The following is a 25,159-nucleotide window of genomic DNA, read 5'->3' on the forward strand; positions in this document are numbered from 1 at the left end:
GTCACAGCTCCGGGACGGCGAGGAGGGGCTCGGCGCATGCGTAGCTCACGACGGGGCCGTCGCGGCACAGCAGCAGCGGACCGAGCTGGCAGTGCCCGCAGTGCCCGGTGGCACAGTGCATGTTGCGTTCGAGGGAGACCCGGATGCGTTCGGGCGGCACGCCGCGCTGCAGGAGCTCCCTCGCGGCGGCACGGATCATGACTTCGGGGCCGCAGACGAACGCGGTGGTCGCGCCGGGTGCGAACCGGGCCTCGTCGAGAAGTCCGGTGACCACGCCGACCCTCCCCCGCCATCCACCGGTGGGCCGGTCGACGACCACCTCTCCGTACGGCCGCTTCCAGGCATCCAGTTCGTCCCGGTAGAGGAGATCGTCCGGAGTCCGTGCCCCGATGAGGACGTTCAGCCGCCCGTACGCGTCGGGCCGGTCCAGCACCGTGCGGACGAGGGGGCGAAGAGGGGCGAGTCCGATACCACCGGCCACGACGAGAAGGTCCTGGCCCCGGGCCCCGGGAAGGTCCCAGCCGGTGCCGAACGGTCCCCGGAGGCCGACGGTCGCGCCGGCGCGCAGGCCGTGCAGGGCGTCGGTGACGGCGCCGACGGTGCGCACCGTGTGCTCGAGCACCCCGTCGTCCGTGCCGGAGACGGACAGCGGGACCTCCCCCACACCGAAGGCGTAGACCATGGCGAACTGGCCCGGGGCGAACGGCGGAAGGGACGCGCCGACGGGCTCCAGCACGAGCGTGACCGTGTCGGCGGTCTCCCGGTGGGAGCGGACCACGCGGTACGGCACAGGGACGGTGCTCACGGCAACGGCTCGGTTCCGGGAGGCCCGTAGAGGTCCAGCAGCCGGGTGCGGGCGGACCTGAGGCGGTGCCCGATCACGCCGGCCACGACGACGGCCAACGCCTGCCCGAGCGCCGGGTCCCTCTCGCACAGCCGGCGCACCGGTGCCGCCTCGAACTCCCATGCCTCCACATCGGTGGAGGCAACGGCCCCGAGGTGCCACTGGTGCGGAGGACAGAGCCATGACCAGCCGAGCAGGTCTCCCGGGCCCACCGTGTCCACGATCGCCCGGCCACGGCCGGGGATGTGGACGTCGAGTGCCACGGTTCCGGTCCTGACCACCCAGAACCGGTCGGCGCTGCCGCCTTCGTCGAAGATGCGGGCGTGCTCGGGATACGACGCCGCGTCCGCGAGCGCCATGAGTTCCGCACGCCGGCCCTCGGGCAGGGCGGCCAGAACACCCTTGTCCGTGATCATGACGGGCCCTCCCGCTCCATGGATTCGCGGTGCAGGGCGTGGGCTTCCTCCGTGATGTCGATTCCGACGGGGCACCAGACGATGCACCGTCCGCAGCCGACGCATCCGGAGCTCCCGAACTGGTCGTACCAGGTGCCGAGTTTGTGCGTGAGCCACTGGCGGTACCGGCTGCGGGACGAGTCGCGCACGGGACCACCGTGGAGGAGGGAGAAGTCGAGGTCGAAGCAGGACTCCCAGCGGCTCCAGCGCTCGGCGTGGTCGCCGGTCAGGTCGGTCACGTCCTCGGAGGTCGTGCAGAAGCACGTGGGGCAGACCATGGTGCAGTTGCCGCAGGTCAGGCAGCGGGACGCGACGTCGTCCCAGCGTTCGGCGTCCAGGCTGCCGGCCATGAGCGTGTGCAGGTCCACCGGTGGCATGGACCGCCCCATCCGTTCCGCCGCCGAGGTCACGGAGTTCCGCGCGGCCGTGCGGGTCTCCTCCTCCGCCGGCCGGTGCGGGACACCGTCCAGCACATCCGCGCCTTCCTCGCTGCCGACGCGCACGAGGAACCGGTGGCCTTCGCCGTCGACCACCTCGGTCAGGGCGAGGTCGTAGAGCGCGTCACCGTCCACACCCGGGCCCGCTCCCATGGACACGCAGAAGCACGTGGCGCCGGGTTCGGTGCACTCCGCGACGACGATGAACGCTCCGGACCGGCGTCTGCGGTACCCCTTGTCCTCGTATGCGCCCCCGGTCAGGACCCGGTCCTGGATCGCGATGGCACGGAGGTCGCAGGGCCGCACCCCGAGGAAGGCGTAGGAGACGGACTCCGGATCCTCTTCCCGGACGGTGAAGCCGCCCGTGGAATCCCGGTCGGCGCTCCACTGCCGCACCCGCTCGGGGAGCAGATAGGGCTTCCACGACTGCGGTCCCGCGCTGTGGGCGAATGCCGCCCCGTCCGGCCGGCGGCGCAGCCGGTACCGGCCCGCCTCCAGTTCGACCCCCCAGCCGTAGGGCAGCTCGTCGGCCGAATCCAGCCGGGCGAGAACGATCGCCCCGTCCCGGGCGGTGGGACCGATCACCGTCCGTCCGCGAGCGAGAAGGGCCCGGACCAGTGCGCCGAGTCCGTCCCGGTCGAGGACCGCTTCGGATTCTTCGGAGCCCCTCATCGCTCTCCCTCGGGCTTCTCGGCCTGCACCCGGTTCGGTCAACACTGCATCACGGGCCGGTCCCACCCGCACGTCGAACCCGGCCCGAGGAAACGTCCTCCCGCCCTCACCGGTGGGACGTCCCTTGCGGAGCCGACGGCCCCAGGGCCGGGGCGGTCCCGTCGGACGGGCCGCCTACGATGTCGCGGGCCATGACCCGGCGGTCCCCTGAGGCGTCCGCTCGGCGGGCCGTCTGCGGGTGTCGTCGATCCTGCTCACCAGCTCGTCGACGACCATGACGACCCCGTCCAGCTGACGGACCATCCGCACAGCGATCTCCGTGTCGCTCCGGAGCTCCATCCGGCCCCGCAGGGTGACCACGCCGTCGAGCACATGCACGTCGACCGTGTCCGGCGCCAGCCACATGGCCTGGACGAACACCTCGTCGACGATCTCCCGGCGGATGTCCGCGTCCGGGCGCAGGAAGACCTCGAGGAGGTCGCGCCGGGTGACGATGCCGACGAGCCGGTCCTCCTCGTCGAGCACGGGGAGGCGTTCCACCCGGTGGCTCGCCATGGTCCGGGCGCCTTCCGCGATGGTGTCCTCCGCGTGGACGGCGATCGCGGGGGCCGACATCAGCTCCTCCGCCGTCACCGCCCGTTCCCTGGTGCCGGCGGGCGGCCGCCGGACCCCGGTCAGGCGACGGAGCCAGCGGGGCCAGGCCGCGGCGTCGTGGGGTGGCGATGCGGGATTCCTCGCCTGGCGGGCCAGCAGATCGCTCTCCGAGATCACTCCCAGGACCCGTTCGTCGTCGTCCACGACCGGCAGGCCACTGATCCGGTGCTCGGCGAGCAGTTTGGCGACCTTCTTGAAGGGAGTCCGCGGTCCGACCGCGACCACATCGGTCACCATCAGGCTGCCGATTCTGCTGTGTCTCATCTCCGTCGCTCCGTCCCGGTGCCGGCTCGAGAAGCGGTCTTGCCGCAGCGCGTGGCCGTTCTTCGCTTGTCCCCATCGTCCGGCGCCGGGTGCCGCTCCCCCAGGGCTGGCCGGGCACGTCGACGGTCCGTCCGGCCCCGTCGGGGCAGGGCCGGACGGGGCCGGAGGATCAGGACGCGGGCCGAGGACGCCGGGCCGCGGCGCTCCGGTCGTGGGCGCATTCCGCCTCGACCTTCTCCGCCAGCGATTCCACGGCTGCGGCAACCGGCTCGGACAGCCCTTCCCCCAGGGAGCTGTCCACGCCTTCGACTGCGTACACGACGAGACAGGGGGGCATACGGCCGAGGCCGCGCGCGAGTTCCACGGCCTCGACGAGACCGAGGCCGTGTGTGCTGTGCACGCTCGGTGCCCCGGCCGGCCAGGTGTCACCGTCGGGTTCGAGCCGCCGGATGCGGCCCGGGGTGCCGGCCGGCCCGGTGAACACGGCATCGATCACCACGGTACGACCGGTGCCCTCCCAGAGGCCGATCAGCCGTGCCGGGTCCCCGTCGCACACCGAGAGCCGCGTGCGCGGCGGCAGGGGCCGGTCCGCTGCTCGCGCCCGGAGCCGTTCGACCACGGCCGGTCCCGCACCGTCGTCGTGCCGGTACACATTGCCGACGCCGATGATCGCGACAAGGGGGGCCGCCGTCACCATGCACCACTCCCTTCGGCGCGCGGAACACCACGGCGGTGTCCGAGCGGCTGTGGCGCACCCGGACACCGGCGTCCACGGGTGGCCGGTCCTGTCCCGCCGCTGTCAGACAACGGTTGCGGCGCCCAGCTCCGCGGCGATCTCCCGGGCCCAGGCGTGGACTCTCGCGGGGTCCCGGTAGTCACCGCCGCGGCCCGCCTTCACGATCTGGTGGGCGATGATGCCCTTGGCTCCCTCCTCGAGGCGGCCACCGAACGTGACGTGGCCCAGCGCATCCAGCCGGGCAGCGATACGGCGGACCCCCGGAACAGGGGGGATGTCCCGTTCTCCGGCGGAGGCGTCCAGTGGTCCGCTGCTGAACAGCCACACCGCTCGGGACATCAGTGCCTGGTGATGACGGCGGGCGAACCGGGCCGCGTCGCGATGCCACCGGCCGGCGTAGAGAGCCCCTCCCAGGACCACCACGTCGTACTCCTCGACGTCCTCGACCTCGGCGGCGGGCCGCACGTCCGCCGGTCCGTAGGCCCGCAGCGTCTCCCCGATCCATTCGGCGATCTCCGCGGTCGAGCCGTTCCTCGATCCGTGGGCGACCAGCACGTGGTGCGGATTCATCGCCTGCTCCTTTCGGTCGTCGGCGGAGTCGGCGCACACAGGGGTCGTGGTGACGGCGGGGCAGCGGGCGCATCCGCGCGTCCTCCGCCGGGGCGCCGTCGGTACGGGCCACCACCGGACCGGGACCGGCCCCGGCCGGCTGTGCGGACACCGCCCTCCGGTGGTGCGTCGTCACGGTCGCCGCGTCCCGTGGGTGCCGTTCCCGTGCGACTGCCCTGCCGGACACGATCGCGCCCGTGTCGATTCCAGTCTCCCCGGACCGGGGTCCGCTTCCGATGGGCTGACCGGGCCCCGGTGCGGGCCGGAGGTCCCCGGCCCGCACCGGGGCAGGTGGGCGGTGACGGGCCCCGGACGGTGGCACCCTGAAAGGGGGCAGGGCCCACGTCGACGGCCGGCGGGCGGCAACGACCGTCCGCAGGGGCGGCCGGGGGCGCTGTTCCCGGAGTTCCGCGGACGACACAGGAGCGGTGGATGACGGAGAGCCCGCGTACCCCCCCGACGAGCCCGATCACGGTCTTCCTGCTCGACGATCACGAGATCGTCCGGCGGGGGCTGCGCGACCTGCTCGACGACGAGCCGGACATCGACGTCGTGGGAGAGGCCTCGACCGCCGAACAGGCCCTCGTCCGCGTGCCGGCGCTGCGTCCGGCCGTCGCGGTTCTGGACGTGCGGCTCCCGGACGGGGACGGGGTCAACGTCTGCCGCGAGCTGCGCTCGCGCCTGCCGGAGCTGGCCTGTCTGATGCTCACCTCCTTCGACGACGAGGAGGCCCTGCTCGATTCGATCATGGCCGGGGCGGCCGGCTACGTGCTCAAGCAGATCGAGGGGTCGGATCTGGTCTCCGCCGTCCGGACCGTCGCCTCGGGCCGGTCGATGCTGGATCCCAGCGCGGCGACCCGCCTCATGGCACGACTGCGCGAGCCGGAGCCGGAGCTCCGGGAACCCGAGGTGCTGCCGGGCCTGACCAACCGCGAGCGGGAGGTTCTCGCCCTCATCGGTGAGGGGCTCACCAATCGGCAGATCGGTCAGCGGCTCTACCTGGCGGAGAAGACCGTCAAGAACCACATTTCCCGCCTGCTGGCGAAGCTCGGGGTGGAGCGACGGATCCAGGCCGCGGTCATCGCCACCCGGGCCCAGGCGGCCCACCCGGAGCCGGAGCATCGCCGCTCCCACCACCGGCTGCAGTAGCGACTCCGCGCCGCTCGCCGGCCCGTGCGGGGGCCGCATCGTCCCCGAGTGGGCAGCGCCCGGAGAGGCGCGGCACGAAGGGCGCGGACCACCCGGTCCCGGGCCCCGGGCCGGACGGCCCCGTGCGGCAGAGGGGGCGGAGGGTCGACCCTGGAGGGGAACGGCTCCGCCGACCGGCATGGGCACCGCCCCGCGCCAGGCAGGGTGCGCCACGCCCGAGGAGCCATGACCCACGGACGAGCAGTCGTTCGGAGGACCTGGACATGCAGCATCGAACAGTGGCAGACCTCATGACCCACACCGTCGTCAGCGCACGGCCCGGGACCACGTTCAAGGACATCGCCGGGTTGCTGGCCGAGCACGACATCACCGCGGTTCCCGTGCTCGACCCGGGTGGCCGCCCGCTGGGTGTCGTATCCGAGGGCGACCTGTTGCGGAAGGAGGCGGGGCAGCCCGACCCCGCGGGGCTGCTTCTGGAGCCCCGCCCGAGCTCGGCGGAGCGGGCCCGGGCCGAGGCGACGACCGCGGAGGGACTCATGTCGGCTCCTGCCGTGACGGCGCGGCCCGCATGGAGCGTGATCGAAGCGGCGCGCGTCATGCACGATCACGGGGTCAAGCGTCTGCCGGTCGTGGACGAGGCGGACCGGCTCGTCGGTGTCATCAGCCGCAGCGACCTGCTCCGGGTCTTCCTCCGCCGGGACCGGGCCATCCGCGAGGAGATCGAACACGAGATCCTCTCCGCGACCCTCGGGGAGCCGCCGTCAGCCGTGGGCGTGGAGGTCGCGGACGGCCGTGTCACGCTGACCGGCACGCTGGCCCGCAGCAGTCTCGTGCCCGTCCTCGTCCGTCTGTGCAGAAGCGTCGACGGCGTCGTCGACGTCGAACACGACCTCGGTGCCGAACTCGACGACGTACCGGCACGTGCCCGGACCTGACCGGCGCGGGAGCAGAAGGGAGCTGATCCTCGTGCAGGCGAACGACGACGAGGCGCACGGCACCCGGGCGGGGAACGCACGGACCGGCCCCGGCGATCTCGGGAGGAGGGTGGCCCTGCGCCGGGAAGAGCTCGGGCTCACCCGGGAGGAAGTGGCGCGGCGTGCCGGTATGGCCCCGGGATATCTGCAGTACGTGGAGGAAGAGGTGGCCGATGCCGGGGCCGTCGGCCTCATCAGGCTCGCAGGCGCGCTCGAGACCACGACGGCCGGCCTGCGAGGCGGCGGCACCGATCTGCCGACCGGCCTCGGGAAGGCCGCTCGGCACCCGGAACTCCTGGACATGAGTCCCGAGGAGTGCCGGGAGCACCTGTCCACCCACGGCGTGGGCCGGGTGGCCGTGACCACTGCCGACGGCCCCGCCGTCGCCCCCGTCAACTACTCGGTCGTGGACGACGAGATCGTCTACCGGACGCGGCCCGGCGGCTCGGCGGACCCGCAGCCGGGCACCGACGTGGCGTTCGAAGTGGACCACATCGACGAGGCCTTCAGCCGGGGGTGGAGCGTTCTCGTCGTCGGCCGTGCCGAGCGGGCCACCGACACCGCCATGGCCGACCGGCTGGCGGAGCGGGCCTACACCTCGGCCTGGGCCGGCGGCGACCGCGGGCTCTGGATCCGCATCGTCCCCCTGAGGATCACCGGCCGTCGGATCGCTGTGCCGTGACCCCCACTCCGGCAAGCGGGAGCCGCCGCGTGCTGCTCAGTCCCGGTGCAGCAGGACCTTGAGCGCTCCCGTCTCGGTCCCCCGGGCGAACACCTCGTACGCCTCCGCCACTCGGTGCAGGCCGAAGTGGTGGGTGATGAGCGGCGTGGGACGCAGGCGGCCGGAGACCACCATGTCCATCAGCGTCGGTACGGAGTAGGTGTCGACCTGCCCCGTGACGATGGTGACGTTCTTCTGCCACAACGCCTCGAGGTGCAGCGTCGCAGGCTTTTCGTGCATGCCGATGTTGGCGATGTGTCCCCCGGACCGGACCACACGGGTGCAGAGGGTGAAGCTGTCGGGAGCTCCCACCGCCTCGATGGCGACATCGGCACCGGGGCAGTCGGCAAGGTCGCTGATCAGGCGCCCCGGAAGGACGGCGGCATCGGCTCCGATGCGACGGGCGTCGTCGAGACGCGCGGAGGAAAGGTCCGTGGCGATGATGCGTGCAGGGGAGAGAACCCGCGCCGTGAGCACGGCGCTCAGGCCGATGGGTCCCGCCCCGACCACGACGACCGTGTCGCCGGGGCTCACCTGCCCGTTGCGGACCCCGACTTCGTAGCCGGTGGGCAGGGTTTCGGCCAGCAGCACTGCCGCGTCTCCGTTCAGCGTCCCGGGCACCCGGTGGGTGGACAGATCCGCGAACGGCACACGCACGTACTCCGCCTGGGTGCCGTCGATCCGGTGCCCCAGGATCCAGCCGCCACCGCCCCGGCACTGGCCGAACGCGTTGTCGTGGCAGGGCCGACAGCGCCCGCAGGCGGACACGCACGAGACGATGACGCGTTCACCCGTCCTCAGGCCGTGGACCTCGCGGCCCACCTCCACCACCTCGCCGACGGCCTCGTGCCCCAGGACGGTGCCCGCTGTCACCTCTGGCAGCTCACCCTCCAGAATGTGCAGATCGCTTCCGCAGACGGTCGTGGTGTCGACCTGGACCAGCACGTCGGACGGTTCCTTGATCACGGGGTCCGGCACCGTTTCCCAGGCGGCCCGGCCCGGGCCGTGGTACACGAAGGCTCGCATCGGACCTCCCTGTCTTCCTCACGTCACCACCCTGTCGCCGACCGCTGGTCGGGGCACAGGGGCTCCCGGGCTCTCTCGGGGGCCGAAGGTCCCTCGGCACCTCCCCCGGACCCGTGAGCTGCGCCCCTCGGGGACGGCCCCGGTCGCCCCGGGCACGAGCAGGGACTCCGCCGTGCGGATCCGGGGCGACCCGGTCAGAACGCGTGACCGGGAGCCGGTGCCCGTCAGCCGGGCCGGGAGAGCGGCACACGCCACGTCAGTACGGTGCCTCCGGCACGCGGGGTGGACAGCAGCAGCTCCCCACCGCAGTGCGCCGCCCGTTCCTCGATATTGCGCAGGCCGCTGCGGCGGTACCCCGCCCCGGCCATACCGACGCCGTTGTCCGACACGGTGACCGTGAGAAACCCTCCCTCGTTGACGACCGCCACGTCGGTGCGGTCGGCGTGGGCGTGTCTGGCCACGTTGGACAGTGCTTCGGCCAGGACCGCCACGGCCTCGTCGGCCACGTCCCGGGGAACATCGGTGTCCAGCAGCCCCTCCATCCGCAGGCTGGGCGCGAAGTCGAGCGCGGCGGCGCATTCCTCGACCGTCCGGACGGCCCTCGTCCGCAACCCGTGCCGAGCTGCCGGCTCCGGGGCTCGCAAGCCGAAAATCGTCGAACGAATGATCTTGATGGTCTCGTCCAGATCGCTCACGGCCCGCTGGACGCGTTCCGCGGCGCCCACGTGCTCGATCAGGCGGGCCGCGCTCTGCAGCGTCATGCCGGTGGCGAAGAGCCGTTGGATGGCCAGGTCGTGCAGGTCGCGGGCGATCCGGTCGCGGTCCTCGAGGAGCGCGACCTGCTCCGCGGCGCTCCGGCGCTCCACCAGTTCCATGGCGAGCGCCGCCTGGCTCGCAAAGCCGACGAGTGGTTCCGTCTCCTGCTCCGAGAACTCCGGCTCCGCGCGGTCCCGAAGCAGCATGAGGACGCTGCGGACGGTGTCGCCGGACGTGATGGGCAGCGCCACCGCGGGCCCGAGCCCCCCGTAGCGGGACGGGCCCACGCGGACCCGGGGGTCCTCACTGACGTCCGGGCTGAAGACCGGCCGGCTCGAGGTGCAGGCGAGTCCGAGGAATCCGCCCTCCGTCGGAATCACCCGACCGCGGTGCTCGTCGGCCTGTTCCCCCACGGCGCATTCGACGGTCAGGGAGTCCTCCCGGGGCACCGGGACGGCGATGATCGCGAGCGCGGCGCCCGTGATCTCCTTGGCGAGCACCGCCACCCGGTGCGTCACATCCGTCGGCGGGCTCCCGGACATCAGGCTGGTGGTGACCTCGGCGGTCGCCCGCAGCCACCGCTCCCGCAGCGTGGACTCCTCGTAGAGCCGGGCGTTGTCGATGGCCACTCCGGCGGCCACGGCCAACGTGGACAGCACGGCCTCGTCGTCGAAATCGCCGCCGCCGGCCTTCTCCGTCAGGTAGAGGTTGCCGAACACCTGGTCCCGCACCCGGATCGGTACCCCCATGAAGGAGCGCATGGGCGGATGGTTCTCCGGAAAGCCGTACGAGGCCGGGTGATCCGAGATCTTGGAGATACGCAGGGGCTCGGGGTGCCGGATCAGCTCGCCCAGGATGCCGTGGCCGGACGGGTAAGGCCCGATGGCGACGATCTGCTCGTCGGTGAGCCCCACCGTGAGGAACTGAGCCAGAGTCCGGCCGTCGGGCCCGATGACCCCGAGCGCTCCGTACCGGGCGTCGACCAGCGCGACGGCCGCCTCGACGATGCGGCGCAGCACATGCTCGAGGTCGAGCTCCCGTCCCACCGACAGCACGGCCTCAAGCAGGTGGTGCACCCGGTCCCGGGCGCCCCGTGCGGCGTCCAGCCTGCTCTGAAGCTCGTCCAGCCTCAGCTGTGGCAGCCTCACCGAGCCCTCGTCCGTGTTCGCCAACGCCCACCTCCTGAGCGCTCCGGGGCCGACCGCCGCCACAGGGCCTCCCGGTCCACGGTATCGGGCTGCTGCCGATCGGCTACTCCGCTCCTCGCCGGCCGCTGCTCCGGCTCCGGCGGACTGGGCCGTGTACGGGCCGAGAGACATGATCACGGGCCCTGCCCACGGACCGGAGTGCAGGGGTTGCTCCCGGTGGTGGGCGGTGCTGTGCGGTGAGAGCCTGGTTTCACGGCAGGGAGCCAGGGCACGTGGCGGTGCCGCGATGGCGCGAATCGTGGGATGTGCGTCGTTGACGCCATCACCCGGGGCCAGCAGCCTGAGGACGTGCAACAACGCCGCATCGTCTTCGTGATCTTCGAGGGTTTCCAGTCTCTGGATCTGGTCGGCCCGCACGAGGTGTTCCAGTACGCGGGGATGCTCTCAGGCGGTTACGACTGCCGGATCCTGGCGCCCGCCGCCGGCCTGGTCCGCTCGACCAGCGGCCTGCCCGTACAGGCCGGACACGGTGTGGCCGATCTCGACCCGCGCGGAATCGACACCCTGGTGACGGTGGGCGGCGACAGCGTCGACCACGCGGCGCAGGACAGCGCGCTGACCGGGTGGCTCGCCGCGGCCGGGGCCTCCGCCCGCCGTGTCACCTCGGTGTGCGTTCGGCCCCGCTCCGGTCACTTCGGCAGATCGGCGGAGAGGAAGGGAGCAAGGAGCGCGAACAACGCGTCGGGGCGGTCCAGGGGGATGATGTGGCCGCAGTCCTGAAGGTGGTATCCGACCAGGTCATCGGCGATGGGACGGAGTTGGCGTTCGAGCCCGCGGCCGACGGGGTGAGAGCCGACGGCCATGGTGGGCATGGTCAGCCGAGCCGTCGCGACTGCGTCCTGGATCTGCTGCGCGCTGGTGGGCAGGGCCCGGTAATAGGAGAACGCGCAGCGCAGAGCCTCACCCCCGGTGTACGCGTGGACGAAGGCCGCACGGATGTCGTCGGGTACTCCTCGCCCGAGCGTCCCCGAGTCGAGGAACCAGTCGACGTACGGGGCCTCGTTGCCGGCCAGGACGGTCTCGGCGAGGCCGGGGACGGCGTGGAAGCCGAACCACCACGGGGCACCGCCCGCGACGACGTCCTCTGCTCCGGGCAGGCGGCCGAGCAGTGCCTCCATCACGACCAGGCGCCGGACGAGGCCGGGCCGGCGCAGCGCGAGCAGGACGGCGGGGGCAGTGCCCGCGTCGATGCCGACCACCGCTGCCGAGGGCTCGCCGAGTACGTCGAGCAGCCCTTCGGCGTCGGCAGCGAGGGTGCCTGCGTCATAACCCTCGACGGCGCGTGCACTGGCACCGAAGCCTCGAAGGTCCGGGGCGATGACCCGGTACTGCCCGGCCAGTCGGCCCATGATGCCGCTCCAGAGTTGCCAGGTGTGCGGGAAGCCGTGCAGCAGGAGAACCGCAGGTCCGTCCCCGGCGATTGCGACATTGAGCTGGACGCCGTTCGTCGCGATGCGGCGCAGGTGGTGTGCGGTGGTGACGGGCATGACGGCCCCTCCCTGATGGTTACCATTGGTGACCAAAGAACGATAGGTAACTGACCGACCGCTTCCTAGACGGCACTTTCAGGGAAGGTGGTGAGCCACAGGTGACCACCCGAGGAGCCCGGGCCCCCGGTCACGGGGTACGCGGCGATCTGTTCGATCCCCATTGCCCGACGCGGCAGTTGCTGGACCGCATCGGTACGAAGTGGACGTCCATGGCCGTCAAGACGCTCGCCGATGCCGCACCGGACGAGGTGCGCTTCGCGGAGCTGAGACGCCGGATGCCCGGCGTGTCGCAGAAGATGCTGTCCGTGACGCTGCGAAGCCTGACCCGCGACGGGCTGGTGGCGCGCAGGGTCGAACCCACCGTGCCGCCGCGGGTCTTCTACCGACTCACCGGACTCGGGCTGTCCCTGGAATCCGCGCTCGCGGGGCTGCGGACCTGGGCGGAGGAACACATGGTCGAGGTCGACCGCGCCAACGAAGCCGCCGCCCAGGAGGCCGATGAGGGGTAGACAGGCCGATTCCGCGCTCAGTACCGGTGGCTGGGGTACTCGATGCAGCCGGCATCGCCGCCCTGATACCACGTCGCTTTGTCAGGTCGACGCCAGAGGAGGACGTCGACGCGATGGTGTCGGGCACGTCGTTCCACTTCGACGGGCAGGGCACGGCGACGGCCGTGGACGCTGTGTCCGAGCCCGGAGCGTACGCCACGGCATGCAAGCCGGGCATGGTGGGCGACGGCATTCGCGGCAAGTTCACCGTCACGGGCAAGCGGCACGGATGGCCTCGCGCCCTCCGTGGTGCCCTCAGGGCTTCAAGGTGTCCGCAGTGAGGCGGTCGCAGCCGGGTGTGACACTTTCGCCCAGCGCGCCGCAGTGGAGAGTGCCGATCGCTATCGGCCGCTGTGGTGCCTTGGCGTCTGCCCCCTCCGCCTCGAGTTGCCGCGCGCGGCGCGGGTGATCCCCGGTTGGCCGCCCGCGCCATTGACCAGTCGTTTGCGAGGTGGCCGCCCGGAGACATCGATGTGACATAGCGGTGAAGAGAGTTTCGGAATCGTCCGACAGGAAATGTGTGAGACCGTGAATCATCCCCATGAAGGCATACCGCAAAATCGCCCATACGGTTCCAGTCGAAACTCTCCCTACCATGGCGGACCGAACTCGCCGGATTCCGGTGATACACCTCCGCTGCCGTTTGCCCAGGCTGAGCCCCCGTATTACGGCAATTCACCCTCAACCTATGCCCCGACCCCGGCAGGGCCGTACGACGGCGTTCCGAACGCAGCCTCCGACGCAAGAAGGAGTGGGAGGGGAAACCGGCGAGGCATCGGAGCGGACCGACTCGCTTTGATCATTCACAGCCTCGCGGATATCGCTGCTGCATTCCTCGGGCTGTGGATCCTGCTGTATCTGCTCGAAGCGAATCAGGCGAATGTCTTCGTCGGCTTCGTGCACGGTGTGGCCGACTGGCTCGCCGGCTGGTCGCAGGACATCTTCGTCATGGAGGCGGAAGGGCTGCGCGTTTTCTTCAACTACGCTCTTCCTGCGCTGATTTACCTCGCGGTCGGCCATGGCGCAGCCGCATGGCTGCGACGCCTCTGACTGCGCTTCCGCCGGGCTCAGGGGGCGCAGGCTTCCCGTGCCCCCTGAGCGCCGAGACGGGTGCCCATCCGACTGTGCACCCTCCCCGGTACGTGGCCCTGGGCAGCATCGGACACCTGGGGACCGGCGACCTGGAGATGCGCCTCGCCTCGGCGGCCGACCTGGAGAAGGCGGCACCGTTGATCCGGCGAGCGTTCGAGGCGACCTGAAACAAGCGCAAGGGCGGCTGAACCATCGGTTACTCGATGTTCCCAGCCGCCCTTCGGTGTCTGCGGCCCGCCGGCACCGGACCCTCCGCTCGCATACTCACTCCTCCGGCCAGGACGAAATCGTCCTGCGTGAGCTCCGCGAGGAGCCGCTGCTCAACTGGTGCAGTGCAATTTTTCGGGGCGGGGAGTATTCCTTTGAGGTCCATGCCGTCTTCGCCCTGCCGGGCGACTCCCAGTGGGGCTATGTCTGTTTCCGATAGTGGAACTTGGCCGTGCGTGATCACGCCCTGTGGGACGGGGTGATCCGACAAATAGCCAAGGAACCCGAGTGGCACCGTTGTTGACGCAGGGCATCAAGGCTGGCGGCCCGCCGGTGTGGACGCGGTCGCCCCTTGGTAAAACCGTTGGGCCGCATCGGCAGAGGTGTCCGGCGGACAACTCGAGCGAAGTCGCCTGGCCCTGCCGGGCCGTAGCGCATCAATCGCAGGCGGGCGCCCTCGGCACTTAGGGCGTGTTTCGAAAGTCCCGCCTGGCCGGAGGTGTCCGGCACGCACTCCCCCGTAGCCCTTCGGGCACGGGAGGTGCCCCCACGCCGCGTTGTCGGTCGTCGGCGCAGCCCGCTGCGCTCTCTCCCCCTGGGCCTGGCGGCCCGGGAGGTACCCCCACCCTCCGCCTTGCGATCGCACGCACCGGACACCTCCGGCCCCGCCCTTCGGGCGGACAACGCTACTTTCGAAACACGCCCTAGCCCTGGAGTCCCGGACTCCTCGCGGTGTCAGCCGTGGGGGGGCCGGAGATGCATGCGTTCCATCGGAGGCCGCCCAGCGGCCCTTCTGGAACAGCCACGTCACCGCTTCAGCCGGCCCCGGATGGCGAGTGCTGCGAGACCGAGTAGTACCGGCTCCGAAAACCGTGACGCCATCTCTATGTACGTACCCGTGGTGGTGAGGTCCTGGCCGCTGGAACGGAACACGACCGAGTTGAGGGTGACGTTCAGCGCCTTCTCGAACCGCTCCGTCGTGAACCGGTCACCAGTCGGGTTCTTCGGATCCTCCTTGTCGATCTCGAATGTGACCCTGCCGCCACCCGATGGGACGACGCCGATCGCCTCCTGCTTCGGGGACTCATCCGGCAGTCCGAGGCCCATCATCAGCAGAATCGTGGCCATCATCGCGAGGGTCAGCCATCCGAGGGCGCGCGCGGCACGCAGGCCGTAGCCGGAGAGCAGCCAGTAAGCCCACAGCAGGCCGCGTTCGGCGCGCGGGGTGCCAGTGCGATCGTGGCGACGCATCTCCATCTCGCCGTAGTAGAAGTCGGCCGCGCCGGGTTCGTTCTTGCCGTCTTCGAACGCCTTGCGCAGCTGCCGATACAACGCGGCCACGCTCTCCGGGTCCGGAGTGAGGTCGGGGTCGGGGTGTTGCGGTCCGGTACGCCAGTCCCGTGGGGCGGAGGTTTGGCCTGTGGGCAGGGCTGGTTGGCCGGCGCTTTGTGCACGCCAGTGGTGTTCCTCGGCTAGGGCGCGTCGGCGGCTCCAGCGGCAGGGCCATATGTGGTGGCGAAAGCGAAGGCCGGTGGGGGTGGAGGCAAAGGTGCAGCGGCCTTCGAGGCGGAGTTGGTCTAGGTGGAAGGCCCCGGAGAACAGGCAGTCGCTTAGGTTGGAATCGGTCAGCATCAGGTGCGAGGCATCCAACCCACGCACCGAGACAACACGCACCCCGGGCTGGTGGCCGACCAGCAGGCTCTCTCGTACCGTGCCCTGTCTGAGATGACCGAAGAGGGCGGGATGGGCAGTAACCGCCATGGGGAACGAGAGCACCGCGTGGCTGAGGTCCACGGTCGCGTAGCGCAGGCGCAGAGTGGCCGTCGAATCCCACCGGGTCCTCTGACAGTGCACTTCGAGCGCCGCGATCTCCAGCGTCACCGGTGCCTCGAACACCGCACGGGACAGATCCACAGCCCCCGCACACACGAGCGGCCCAAAGAGCGGCATCGCCGCAAACCGTGCACCTCTGAACCAGACGCCGCTGGAGAACTGCGCCTCGGCAAAGCCTGCGCCGCCGGAGAACTGTGCTGCGTGGAACCTGGCATCGCTGGAGAACTGCGCTTTTGCGAACCCCGCATTTCCGGAAAACTGTGCCCTTTGGAACTGAGCGTCGCGTAAGAACCGCGCTCTCTGGAAATGGGCGTTGCCGGAGAACCGCGCCACGTTGAACCCGGCTTCGTTGGAGAACCGTGTCGCGTGGAACCGGGCCTCACCGGAGAACTGTGTTCCGTGGAACCGGGCCTCGCCGAAGAACTGCGCTCCACCAAACTCGACATCGCCGGAGAATCTTGCTCTGTTGAACTCGGCATCGCCTGAGAACTGCGCGCTGTTAAACCCCACCTCGCCGGAGAACTGCGCTCCGCTGAACTCGGCACCGCCTGAGAACTGTGCTCTGTGAAACCGGGCGGTGCCAGAGAAGCGCGCATTCCTAAACCCGGCCTCGCCGAAGAACTGTGCCTCATCGAACCTGCAGTTGCCGAGGTGAGGGCCTCCAGTGGCGGGGTCGTGGAGGGCTTGGAGGAGGGATTGGAGGAGGGGTTCGGTGAAGGGGGTGGCACGGTGGCTAATTGCGACGCCGGGAGTCAGGCCGGACAAGTAGGCGTCACGATCGGCCTCATCCAAGTGACCCAGGCATGCTGTGTAGCCAGGAACGTGGATCCCACGGCATCCCACGGGATCGGTCGCGGGTTCAGCCCCATGCCCGCAGTACGGCCACGCTGGCGGCTCGAGGTTCAGCGAAGGCATCGTCACACAGACACGGACGCTTCAGCTATGCGCCAAGTTCCCAGTGTTCACAACTGACATCGCCGTTTCGCTGGGTTGCAGCGGCTGTTTCGGCGAGGCTAGAAGGTCGTGCGGCGCAGGTGCTCGATCGCGACGCCGAGCCAAGGCGCGGCTGGGCCCGTGTGGTTGGGTACCCAGCACTGGCCGAATGTCGGGTGGTTCTCGAAGTAGCCGGCCGGTCGCGAGTAGAGGATGCCGGTTCCGTAGAGCCGAGCGACCGAGCACGTCACGCCCGCAAGGGGGATCTCCCCGTCCGCAAAGGGGAGGTCGCCCACCTGGACCGGTGCAAGTTCGCTACCTTCTGGAGGTGGAGCGCGAGCGCGGATGCCGCTTGCACGGCATCGGGTCGGTCGGCGTCCTCCGCTCGACCTTGTCGGTCTCGCCACGTGGTCTTTCTTCGACCAGCACGGTCGCCTCGTAGCGGACGGCGAGCTCGTATCTCGTGGCCACGGCCAGGTGGCGCTTGAGCCGGTTGATCCCGCATTCGACCTCGTGCCGCTGCTGTCGTCACCCGCTGTGCTCTGCTGTACTGCCCTGCGGCTAACTTGTGTGCAGGACAGGTAACCCAGGCCCGTGGTGGCAGAGGTGCACGAGGGACGGGAGGTCGGGAAGGGTGTCGCTGCGCGCAGGTGATCCAGCCGAAATCGGCGGTTATCCGCTTGAGGCGCGACTCGGCTCGGGTGGCATGGGCACGGTCTTTCTGGCCCGTACGAGTTCAGGTCGTCCTGTCGCGATCAAACTGATCCACCCGCAGTTCGCGGCGGACGACGAGTTCCGCATCCGCTTCCGGCAGGAGGTGGCGGCGGCAAGGCGAGTGAGCGGCGCGTTCACCGCCGCCGTGGTCGATGCTGCCCCTGAGGCCGAGCAGCCGTGGATGGCGACGACCTACATCCAGGGGCACACGCTCGCCCGGCGTATCGCCACGCAAGGCCCGCTGAGCGGAGCGGAGCTGCGGAGGCTCGCCATCGGGCTGGCGGAGGCGCTGCGGGACATCCACCGGGTGGGGGTCGTCCACCGTGACCTGAAGCCCTCGAACGTCGTGCTCTCGCCCGAGGGCCCACGCGTCATCGACTTCGGCATTTCCCGCGCCGTGGACCAGCAGACGCTGACGATTACAGGGCGGGTCATCGGTACGCCGCCCTTCATGTCGCCGGAGCAGTTGCAGGCGCCGCGCGATGTGGGGCCGCGGTCCGATGTCTTCTCGCTGGGGACGCTTTTGGCGTACGCAGCGACGGGCCACGGGCCCTTCGACGCGGACAGCCCATACATAGCCGCGTATCAGGTGCTGCACGAGGAGCCGTCGCTGGAGGATGTGCCGGCGGCCTTGCGCACGGTCGCCAAGTCGTGCCTGGCCAAGGAGGCCAACGGGCGCCCCTCGGCGGACGAACTCCTCGTACTGCTTCGGGACCTGCCGGCCGACCTCGGCCAGATCGACGCGAGGGAAGTCGGCGCGGGCCGCACCCGCGACACGGTCACCGAGCATCACCTCGCGACGCCGGCCACCCCGACGCCGGCAGCCCCGACCACCACCCCGGCCGACCCCGATACGGGGGACGCCGACACCTCCGTCGGCCGCCGATTGCGTCGCCGATGGCGTCCCGTGTTCGCGGCCGCGGTCGCGGTCGCGGTGGCAGCGATCGGTGGAGGAGTCGTCGCACTGACGGCGGGCGGCTTCGGAGGGAACAGCGGCGGCGACAAGGGCAACAGCCTTGCAGCGCCGGGTGCCGCACTCCCGGACGGTTTCGAGCCGTGGCACAAGGCCGTGCCCGGCGGTCGCCCCGACATCCCCGACGAGCTGCGTTGCGTCGTGCGCGGCGACGCGCTGTTCTGCGGGGGCGGCAGTGTTGTCGCGACCCGTATCAGGGCCAGGGACGGCTCGCGGGTGTGGACGGCGAAGAGCCCCGGCGTCCCCGTCAACGGCCTGCACCTGGTAGGCGCCACCGACGACACGGTGGTCGGTTACCGCTTCGCCGCCCAGGACGCCCCGCAGGGCCCTCCGAGCGAGGTGGTGGCCATCGACGCGAACAAGGGACGGGAGCTGTGGTCCGTGCCGTCCGGCGCCCAGTCGACGGCCGTCACGGGTCGGACTCAGGACGCCATGGTGGTCGGTTCCGACGTCGTGACGGTCGACGCTTCCAACTCCCGCTTCGAGGCCCGCAACGCGCACAGCGGTCAGGTCACATGGACGTCGCCGTTCCCAGCGGGTATGCAGTGCGCTCCCGTCCCGGCGGGCCCACGGCTCGTCGCGATGTGCGCGAAGGATGCGGAGGTGGACGCCTTGGCAGTGCGCCACCCCGCCCTGTACCCGGTCGACCGCGCCTCGGGGACACTGGGCAGGCCCATCGCGGTCAACGGCCCCGCCGTGCCGATGGGCGTCGCCAACGGCAGGCTCGTGCTCCTGCAAGTACACAGAAAGGGAACGGAGCTGGCCGGCTACAACGGGGTGGTGCAGGTCGACCCGGCCTCGCGGAAGGTCAGGTACTCCCGACTGGCCAAGACATACGCGGGGACGCCGGGCATGGCGGACAGCACCGTATACGTGAGCGGGCAGACCGGTCTCGTCACAGCACTCGACCCCGCGACCGGCCGGAGGAAGTGGTCGCGGCAGACTGGCGTAGAGGGCGCGTCGGGCCCTGGTGCGGGAGCGGACGCACTGTATTTCAGCTCGGCCACCGGCCGGGTGGTCGCGCTGTCACCGGACGACGGCGAAATCCTGTGGACAACAGATCCGCAGGTCGATGGTTTGCCGGGCGAGCAGGGCGCAAGCCCACGTGTGACTCTTGCGGGGCGTGCGGTGATCGTGGCCGCCGCCAAGAACACTCTCTTCGCATTCGACGCGCAGAAGCCGCCGAAGTCGGGCTGACCCGGTGGCTGGACGGCAGCAGGCCTGATGCCCCTCTCCCGCTCCCTGCTCGGGGAGCGGTCGCAGGTCATACCCCTGGCATGGGTCCTGCTGGTCGTCGTCGAGGGCTATGGCGGCCTCCGGACGCATTGTGCTGGATCGGTGCTGGCTTCTGGCGCTGAGGGCCGGAGCCTGGACACCACCGAGACAGACAAGATGCGCACTCTTCACTGCACGTCACCCCGACGCCGACACCGTGACGGCCGCAGCGGACTTCTTCCAGCTCAGGGGAGCACACCGTGGCAGTCGATGCACGCGAGAAGGAAGCCATCCGGGCAGTCGTCGAACGCCTCACCGAGGCCTACGGCACGACACGGACCCCCGAGGAGGTTGAGGCAACAGTCGCCGAGGCCTATGCATCGTTCAAGGACCGGCCGGTCCGTGACTTCGTTCCCGTCCTTGTCGAACGCAAGGCCCGCGCTGCTCTCGACAACGAAGCCTCGATCACCGAGTGACACGCCCCGCGCCGACGCCTGTCACAGCCAGCCTGCCGACTGCTGAGCAGCCACTTCCACCGGCCCCGGCCACCGGCACGAGCCGCTGATCCCGAGAGGTCCCGGACTTCCTCCCAGCCATCCGTACGCAGCTGTTCCAAAACAGAGGCGGAACAGGCAGCTACTCGGCATCACAGGCAATGCCAGCAGCAATCAAGCATGTTGAGAAGGTCAGGTCCGGGCCACCGTACGGTTCAAGGCCCTGTCGGCGGGCTACATCCGCAGCAGCACAGTGACCAGCGGCCCCACGACGGCTGTCAGCAGGACGCCCTCGACAACGAGGGTGTTGCGCCGCCCGTAGGCCACGATCAGGAATAGGGAGAGCGGGGTGAAGACGAACCGGCTCGCACCGAAGCCCGATTCGACCCGGGTGAATATTCGTCAGGGCAACGTCAGAGAAAACCCGCTGAGCTTGTCCGCCAGAGCACGGCAGGTTTCGATGGAAGACATGAACAGCGCGTGGCTCGACCGGCCGCCTCACCAGGCGATGCCGTTTCGCGCACCCTGCCGTCCGGAGTTGTCCGCCTCGCGCTGACGCCCTGCGTTGTGTCCTCCCGCGCACCACCGCCCATTCACCCCCTGGACAAGCCATGTCTTCATCCCTTTCGGGACGTACCGTTCTCGTCACCGGAGCAACGTCCGGCATCGGCCACCAGACCGCCCGGCTACTCGCCGAGCGCGGCGCCACAGTCCTCCTGCACGGCCGCACCGCCGAGGAAGCCCACGCCGCTGTCGACCGGCTCGTCACGCTGTCCGACGTACCCGCCGAACGGCTCTGCGCACACGGGGCGGACTTCTCCCGGCTCAAGGAGGTCGAGCAGCTGGCTGCCCGGGTCATGACGGAGCACCCGCGCCTCGACGTGCTGGTGAACAACGCCGGCATGGCGCCCCCGGAGCAACACACCGTCACCGCCGATGGCAACGAGATCGCCTTCCAGGTCAACTTCCTCGCTCACTACCTCCTCACCCGCCTGCTCGAACCCGCCCTGACCAGTGACTCGGGCGGTCGAGTCGTGAACGTCTCCTCCGCGCTCCACCGCACCGGCTCCATCCAGTGGAACGACCCCAACCGCACCCGCCGCTACTCCCGCCTCGCCACCTATGCCCAGTTCCAGCTGGCCCTCACGGTCTTCGCCGCCGACCCACGCATCACAGCCGTCTCCATCCACCCCGGCATCTGTGCCACCGGCCTCCTGCCGCTGTACGCCCACGAGGGCGTTGATCCGGCCCAGGGCGCGGCCCATGTCGTACGGCTCTGCGACTCGGCTGTCGAGATCGTGGGCGGCGCCTACTACGACTGCGACCAGCGCGTCGCCCCCAGGCCCTCCGCCACCGACGGGCGCACCGTCAAGCGCCTCACCAGGCTCGCCGACCTCCTCGTCGGCCACAGCGCCTGAAAGGTCCCGACCCCACACATCCGAGCGCGCCTGCAAGAAGAAGGCAACCACGCCCGCAAGGCCGGCCGGCGCTGGTCCGACCGGGGCGTCCCGCTCTCTGGGACGGGTTGCCCCGTGTCCCGACCGGCCCTGGCCTGCGCGCGCTTCACCGGAAGCCGGTACGAGGATGTCGCCAGTGCCACCGGCCCCGACGAGCGACGCCGACACCTCGCCCTCGCCTGTGTCCGGGGCCTGACCTCCGACATCGCCGCCCGCGGCCGCATCGCCAGCTGGAGCTGCTCCCGCGACAACCGGTCCAGCCGTCTCCTCGCCTGGACTGCCGGCTTCCGGCTCGTCCGCGAGTACGTCCACCACACGACCGGGCCCGTCACCGTCAGCAGCGCGTCAAAAATGAACGCGGCGGCGTAAGCACCGCGTAGCCCCTCCTGTGCCCGGTGGGCGGAGAGCCTAGTGTCGGCGTCATGCAGCCGTCCCGTCACTCGCGTCCCCGGGTGGGCGCACTCCACGACACACGGCACGACGTGGGATGGCCCGGCGAAGCCCGGTACGCGATCGGGTGCGCCGTCCTCCTGCTCGGAACGTCGCTGCTCATCGACGCGGGCGCGCACGGACTGACCCTGCTCCGCGCAACCGGCTGGATCGCGCTGGCGACCATCCTGCTGGTGATCCTGCTGCCGGCGCGGGTCAGCGCCGGACCAGGCCGCCTGACCGTCCGAGAGCTGTGGGTCACCAGGACGGTCCGCACCGACCGGCTCACGGCGGTCGAGTGGCCGGTCGGCAGTGCGCAGCGCCTGGTCCTGACCGACACGGACGGCGTACGAGCCGAGGTCGATCTGCGTGTCCTCATCGCCAACCCGGCACTGTGGCTGCGGCTCGAAGCCGACGTGCTGGTCGCCCGGGAGCGTGGCACCTTGGTCCGCGGAACAGCCGCACTCGCCCGACTCTCCTTGTACATCGACATGGAGACGACCCGCTCCGTCGCCAAGGTGTCGGGCCTGGACTAGGGCGTGTTTCGAAAGTCCCGCCTGGCCGGAGGTGCCCGGCACGCACTCCCCCGTAGCCCTTCGGGCACGGGAGGTGCCCCCCACGCCGCGTTGTCGGTCGTCGGCGCAGCCCGCTGCGCTCTCTCCCCCTGGGCCTGGCGGCCCGGGAGGTACCCCACCCTCCGCCTTGCGATCGCACGCACCGGACACCTCCGGCCCCGCCCTTCGGGCGGACAACGCTACTTTCGAAACACGCCCTAAGGGCCTTGCACGGTGCCCGCCCGGGTCGCGTGGTCTGGACTACACAGGAACGGCGGCATCCGACCACGCCGGCCCGGGACTTGCCAGTCCAGTACCGCCCATGGATCCGCCTGACGCGCCCTGCCTGTCCCGCAGCGGCCCTCCGCCTTCGGTCGTCAGCGACCCGTACGGACCCTCCCGGTAAGCGGCATCGACGGGATGCCCGGCGTTTTCCGAACGGGTGCTGTCAGCCGACGTGGATGTGGGGGCGCAGATTGCGGTCGGGTTCGGCTCCACGAAGGACCTCCCGGGTGACGGGGGCCACCTCGCCCTGGCCGAAGAGGAAGAACCTCAGGAAGTTGGTCAGCGGGCTGCCCTCGGTCCATTCGAAGTAGATGTGGGGGCGTTGACCGGTCTCGTCGCGGATGTGCAGCAGCACTGCGGCGAGCGCGTTGGGGATGGAGGAGGACTCGAGAGTGAGGACGCGGTAGCGGCCGTGCATGACCTCGCCGCGGACCCGCACACCGGCCTCGAACTCCGACGGGTCCAGTACGGTGACCTCGACGAACACGAAGTCGTCGCCGACCGGGGTGTCGTTGTCCGCACGAATCTGGTCGATCTTGTCGCGGTATTCGGCCTTGTCGCGGTTGTCCGGCTCGTTGGCGATGAAGCGGATGGTGCGGGTGGCGGTGTCCCGGATGAACCGCTGGGCCATCTCGTCGAGCTCGACGTCGGTGACGCGCAGCTCGAAGACCCGGGCGAGGCGGGACAGCAAGGACAGGGCCATGATGCCAGCGATGAAGCAGGCACCGATCTTCACGCCGTCGGGCCGTTCGACCACGTTGACGGCAGTCGTGTAGATGAAGACCGCGGAGATGACACTGAAGCCGATGGTCCAGCCGCGCTCCCCCGCCCGGCGGGCGGCGATGGTCACGGCCACGGCCGCCGAGGTGATCAGGACGAGCACACCGGTGGCGTATGCCCCGCCCTGTGCGTCGACGTCGGCGTTGAAGATCCAGGTCACCAGGAACGCGATCAGCGTGAACACGATCACCATGGGCCGCAGCGCTCGGGCCCAGTGCGGGGCCATGCCGTAGCGGGGCAGGTAGCGCGGCATCAGGTTCAACAGGCCGGCCATGGCCGAGGAGCCGGCGAACCACAGGATCAGGATGGTCGCGATGTCATAGACGGTTCCGAACGCGGAGCCGAGGTGTTCGTGGGCGAGGTAGGCCAGTGCGCGGCCGTTTGCCTCGCCACCCGACTTGAACTCGTCCGCCGGGATCAGCAGCGTGGTGACGAAGCTGGAGCAGATCAGGAACACGCTCATGATCACCGCGGCGGTGGTGAGCAGCCTCTTGGTTCCCCTGATCCGCCTGGCGGGCTTCTCGGGGTCGTCGCCCGGCGCGCCTTGGACGTGGGGCATGACGGCGACGCCGGTCTCGAACCCGGACAGCCCCAGCGCCAGCTTGGGGAAGACGATCAGCGCGATGGCGATCATCATCAACGGGTTGCCGTGCTCGGCGGTCAGTGCGCCGGTCCAGTCGGCGACCACGTGCGGCTTGGTGGCCACCTGCCAGAGTCCGACCGCGACGACGATCGCGTTCAGGAAGAGGTACGAGGTGACGAGGGCGACGGCGAGCCCGATGGCCTCGCTGAAGCCCTTGAGGAAGACCGCGCCGAGCAGCGCAATCATGATCAGGGTGATGAGCACCTCGTGCCCGTGCAGGGTGCTGGTCAGCTGCGGGTTCTCCACCAGGTGGGCGGTCGCGTCGGCGGCCGACAGGGTGATGGTGATGAGGAAGTCGGTCGCGGCGAACCCGAGCAGGGTCAGCACGAACAGCTTGCCCTTCCAGAACGACAGCAGCCGCTCCAGCATCGCGATCGAGCCTTCACCGTGCGGGCTCTCCTGCGCCACCCGCCGGTAGACCGGGAGCGCACCGAACAACGTGAGCAGCACCAGGACGATCGTCGCCAACGGTGACAGCAGCCCGGCCGCGAGCGCCGCGATGCCGGGCTGGTAGCCGAGCGTGGAGAAGTAGTCGAGGCCGGTCAGACACATCACCCGGTACCAAGGTTTGCCCTCGTGTGCGGACTCGGAGTGCTGTTGCTGTTTGTGACGGCGGTCGGTCAAGCCTTCCAGCATCCACGCCCGCAGGCGTGCGGTGCGGGCAGGGGTGGCCATCGTGGGGGGCTCCTGTCGTACGGCGCGGACTCAGCCATCGACGTTGACGGCTGGGCCAGCGTACGCAGCCTGAACACGGCCAGTACATCCATACCCTTGTCTGACGAAATCCTGATGCTCTCTTAACGCGTTTCCTTTCGGGTCGTGATGGACGCGCGCTCGCGGCGGAGGGGAAACGCTGCCCGCCAGGCGACGGGCCGGCTGGGCCGGTTGTCCCGTGGGCGGGCTTCCGTTGGAGGGGGGTGCCTCTATGTCTTTCGTCAAGCGAGCCGTGGGGTTCTGGGTTGGTAGAAGGTGCCGTCGCGGAGCATGGCGAAGAGGACGCTGATGCG

The 25,159-nt window shown here is 70.1% G+C and carries 24 protein-coding genes; 12 read left to right on the top strand and 12 right to left on the bottom strand.

Features of this window, described 5'->3' with window-relative positions; genetic code table 11:
* Position 1 precedes the first annotated feature (1 nt).
* The 6 genes from ACFYYR_RS07625 to ACFYYR_RS07650 all read right to left on the bottom strand — a co-directional run bounded on the left by ACFYYR_RS07625 (position 2) and on the right by ACFYYR_RS07650 (position 4,632).
* Positions 2–805: an FAD/NAD(P)-binding protein gene (locus ACFYYR_RS07625; RefSeq protein ID WP_388848055.1), complete on the bottom strand. Its 804-nt coding sequence runs from the start codon at positions 803–805 to the stop codon at positions 2–4.
* Positions 802–1,260, bottom strand: a complete 459-nt coding sequence (locus tag ACFYYR_RS07630; RefSeq protein ID WP_388848058.1) for a cyclic nucleotide-binding domain-containing protein — start codon at positions 1,258–1,260, stop codon at positions 802–804. Before ACFYYR_RS07630 ends, ACFYYR_RS07625 begins: the two co-directional genes overlap by 4 nt.
* Complete coding sequence (locus ACFYYR_RS07635; RefSeq protein ID WP_388848061.1) at positions 1,257–2,408, bottom strand: 4Fe-4S dicluster domain-containing protein; 1,152 nt, start codon at positions 2,406–2,408, stop codon at positions 1,257–1,259. Before ACFYYR_RS07635 ends, ACFYYR_RS07630 begins: the two co-directional genes overlap by 4 nt.
* Positions 2,409–2,582: 174 nt before the next feature.
* On the bottom strand, positions 2,583–3,326 hold the full coding sequence (locus ACFYYR_RS07640; RefSeq protein WP_388848064.1) for a CBS domain-containing protein: 744 nt from the start codon (positions 3,324–3,326) through the stop codon (positions 2,583–2,585).
* Between the two features lie 169 nt (positions 3,327–3,495).
* Positions 3,496–4,023: a hydrogenase maturation protease gene (locus ACFYYR_RS07645; protein WP_388848067.1), complete on the bottom strand. Its 528-nt coding sequence runs from the start codon at positions 4,021–4,023 to the stop codon at positions 3,496–3,498.
* A 102-nt stretch (positions 4,024–4,125) separates the two neighbouring features.
* Entirely contained in the window at positions 4,126–4,632 is a 507-nt protein-coding gene (locus tag ACFYYR_RS07650) for a flavodoxin domain-containing protein (RefSeq protein ID WP_388848070.1), read from the bottom strand.
* Between the two features lie 471 nt (positions 4,633–5,103).
* Here ACFYYR_RS07650 and ACFYYR_RS07655 point away from each other — a divergent pair, with 471 nt between their 5' ends.
* The 3 genes from ACFYYR_RS07655 to ACFYYR_RS07665 all read left to right on the top strand — a co-directional run bounded on the left by ACFYYR_RS07655 (position 5,104) and on the right by ACFYYR_RS07665 (position 7,476).
* Positions 5,104–5,820, top strand: coding sequence for a response regulator (locus tag ACFYYR_RS07655; RefSeq protein ID WP_388848073.1), 717 nt, complete (start codon positions 5,104–5,106; stop codon positions 5,818–5,820).
* Between the two features lie 263 nt (positions 5,821–6,083).
* Positions 6,084–6,755, top strand: coding sequence for a CBS domain-containing protein (locus ACFYYR_RS07660; RefSeq protein WP_388848075.1), 672 nt, complete (start codon positions 6,084–6,086; stop codon positions 6,753–6,755).
* A 31-nt stretch (positions 6,756–6,786) separates the two neighbouring features.
* Positions 6,787–7,476 carry a helix-turn-helix domain-containing protein gene (locus ACFYYR_RS07665; RefSeq protein WP_388848078.1) on the top strand — a complete coding sequence of 230 codons (690 nt, stop codon included), beginning with the start codon at positions 6,787–6,789 and terminating at the stop codon, positions 7,474–7,476.
* 36 nt (positions 7,477–7,512) lie between these two features.
* Here ACFYYR_RS07665 and ACFYYR_RS07670 read toward each other — a convergent pair whose 3' ends face one another.
* Both ACFYYR_RS07670 and ACFYYR_RS07675 read right to left on the bottom strand, forming a co-directional pair.
* Entirely contained in the window at positions 7,513–8,541 is a 1,029-nt protein-coding gene (locus tag ACFYYR_RS07670) for an alcohol dehydrogenase catalytic domain-containing protein (RefSeq protein ID WP_388848081.1), read from the bottom strand.
* A gap of 224 nt (positions 8,542–8,765) precedes the next feature.
* Positions 8,766–10,469: a GAF domain-containing protein gene (locus ACFYYR_RS07675; protein ID WP_388848084.1), complete on the bottom strand. Its 1,704-nt coding sequence runs from the start codon at positions 10,467–10,469 to the stop codon at positions 8,766–8,768.
* A gap of 324 nt (positions 10,470–10,793) precedes the next feature.
* Here ACFYYR_RS07675 and ACFYYR_RS07680 point away from each other — a divergent pair, with 324 nt between their 5' ends.
* Positions 10,794–11,225: a DJ-1/PfpI family protein gene (locus tag ACFYYR_RS07680; protein WP_388848087.1), complete on the top strand. Its 432-nt coding sequence runs from the start codon at positions 10,794–10,796 to the stop codon at positions 11,223–11,225.
* Here the strand turns inward: ACFYYR_RS07680 and ACFYYR_RS07685 are convergent.
* A complete protein-coding gene (locus ACFYYR_RS07685; protein WP_388848090.1) occupies positions 11,135–11,992 on the bottom strand; it encodes an alpha/beta fold hydrolase in 858 nt (285 codons plus the stop codon). The two genes, ACFYYR_RS07680 and ACFYYR_RS07685, sit on opposite strands and share 91 nt — an antisense overlap.
* 101 nt (positions 11,993–12,093) lie before the next feature.
* Here ACFYYR_RS07685 and ACFYYR_RS07690 point away from each other — a divergent pair, with 101 nt between their 5' ends.
* Both ACFYYR_RS07690 and ACFYYR_RS07695 read left to right on the top strand, forming a co-directional pair.
* Positions 12,094–12,504: a winged helix-turn-helix transcriptional regulator gene (locus ACFYYR_RS07690; protein ID WP_388848093.1), complete on the top strand. Its 411-nt coding sequence runs from the start codon at positions 12,094–12,096 to the stop codon at positions 12,502–12,504.
* 813 nt (positions 12,505–13,317) lie between these two features.
* A complete protein-coding gene (locus ACFYYR_RS07695; RefSeq protein ID WP_388848164.1) occupies positions 13,318–13,593 on the top strand; it encodes a hypothetical protein in 276 nt (91 codons plus the stop codon).
* A 1,056-nt stretch (positions 13,594–14,649) separates the two neighbouring features.
* On the opposite strand, the gene ACFYYR_RS07700 is transcribed toward ACFYYR_RS07695, so the two are convergent.
* Together ACFYYR_RS07700 and ACFYYR_RS07705 are read right to left on the bottom strand one after the other, a co-directional pair.
* The gene (locus tag ACFYYR_RS07700) at positions 14,650–16,467 is read right to left on the bottom strand and encodes a pentapeptide repeat-containing protein (RefSeq protein ID WP_388848096.1); all 1,818 of its coding nucleotides are present in this window, start codon (positions 16,465–16,467) and stop codon (positions 14,650–14,652) included.
* Between the two features lie 456 nt (positions 16,468–16,923).
* Positions 16,924–17,079 (bottom strand): hypothetical protein, encoded by a 156-nt coding sequence (locus ACFYYR_RS07705; RefSeq protein WP_388848099.1) that lies wholly within the window; start codon positions 17,077–17,079, stop codon positions 16,924–16,926.
* A gap of 163 nt (positions 17,080–17,242) precedes the next feature.
* Here ACFYYR_RS07705 and ACFYYR_RS07710 point away from each other — a divergent pair, with 163 nt between their 5' ends.
* From ACFYYR_RS07710 to ACFYYR_RS07735, 6 genes are all read left to right on the top strand, one after another.
* Positions 17,243–19,492 (top strand): PQQ-binding-like beta-propeller repeat protein, encoded by a 2,250-nt coding sequence (locus ACFYYR_RS07710; RefSeq protein WP_388848102.1) that lies wholly within the window; start codon positions 17,243–17,245, stop codon positions 19,490–19,492.
* Between the two features lie 278 nt (positions 19,493–19,770).
* Positions 19,771–19,986: a three-helix bundle dimerization domain-containing protein gene (locus tag ACFYYR_RS07715; RefSeq protein WP_388848105.1), complete on the top strand. Its 216-nt coding sequence runs from the start codon at positions 19,771–19,773 to the stop codon at positions 19,984–19,986.
* Between the two features lie 367 nt (positions 19,987–20,353).
* The gene (locus tag ACFYYR_RS07720; RefSeq protein WP_388848108.1) at positions 20,354–20,560 is read left to right on the top strand and encodes a hypothetical protein; all 207 of its coding nucleotides are present in this window, start codon (positions 20,354–20,356) and stop codon (positions 20,558–20,560) included.
* 55 nt (positions 20,561–20,615) lie between these two features.
* Positions 20,616–21,422: an SDR family NAD(P)-dependent oxidoreductase gene (locus ACFYYR_RS07725; protein ID WP_388848111.1), complete on the top strand. Its 807-nt coding sequence runs from the start codon at positions 20,616–20,618 to the stop codon at positions 21,420–21,422.
* A gap of 114 nt (positions 21,423–21,536) precedes the next feature.
* Positions 21,537–21,830, top strand: coding sequence for a GNAT family N-acetyltransferase (locus ACFYYR_RS07730; RefSeq protein WP_388848114.1), 294 nt, complete (start codon positions 21,537–21,539; stop codon positions 21,828–21,830).
* 53 nt (positions 21,831–21,883) lie between these two features.
* Positions 21,884–22,426 carry a hypothetical protein gene (locus ACFYYR_RS07735; protein ID WP_388848117.1) on the top strand — a complete coding sequence of 181 codons (543 nt, stop codon included), beginning with the start codon at positions 21,884–21,886 and terminating at the stop codon, positions 22,424–22,426.
* A 466-nt stretch (positions 22,427–22,892) separates the two neighbouring features.
* Here the strand turns inward: ACFYYR_RS07735 and ACFYYR_RS07740 are convergent, their stop codons facing one another.
* Positions 22,893–24,827 carry an APC family permease gene (locus ACFYYR_RS07740; protein WP_388848120.1) on the bottom strand — a complete coding sequence of 645 codons (1,935 nt, stop codon included), beginning with the start codon at positions 24,825–24,827 and terminating at the stop codon, positions 22,893–22,895.
* Positions 24,828–25,159 lie beyond the last annotated feature (332 nt).

Origin of the sequence: Streptomyces sp. NPDC001922 (assembly GCF_042891165.1) — a bacterium.
Taxonomy (GTDB): Bacteria; Actinomycetota; Actinomycetes; order Streptomycetales; family Streptomycetaceae; genus Streptomyces.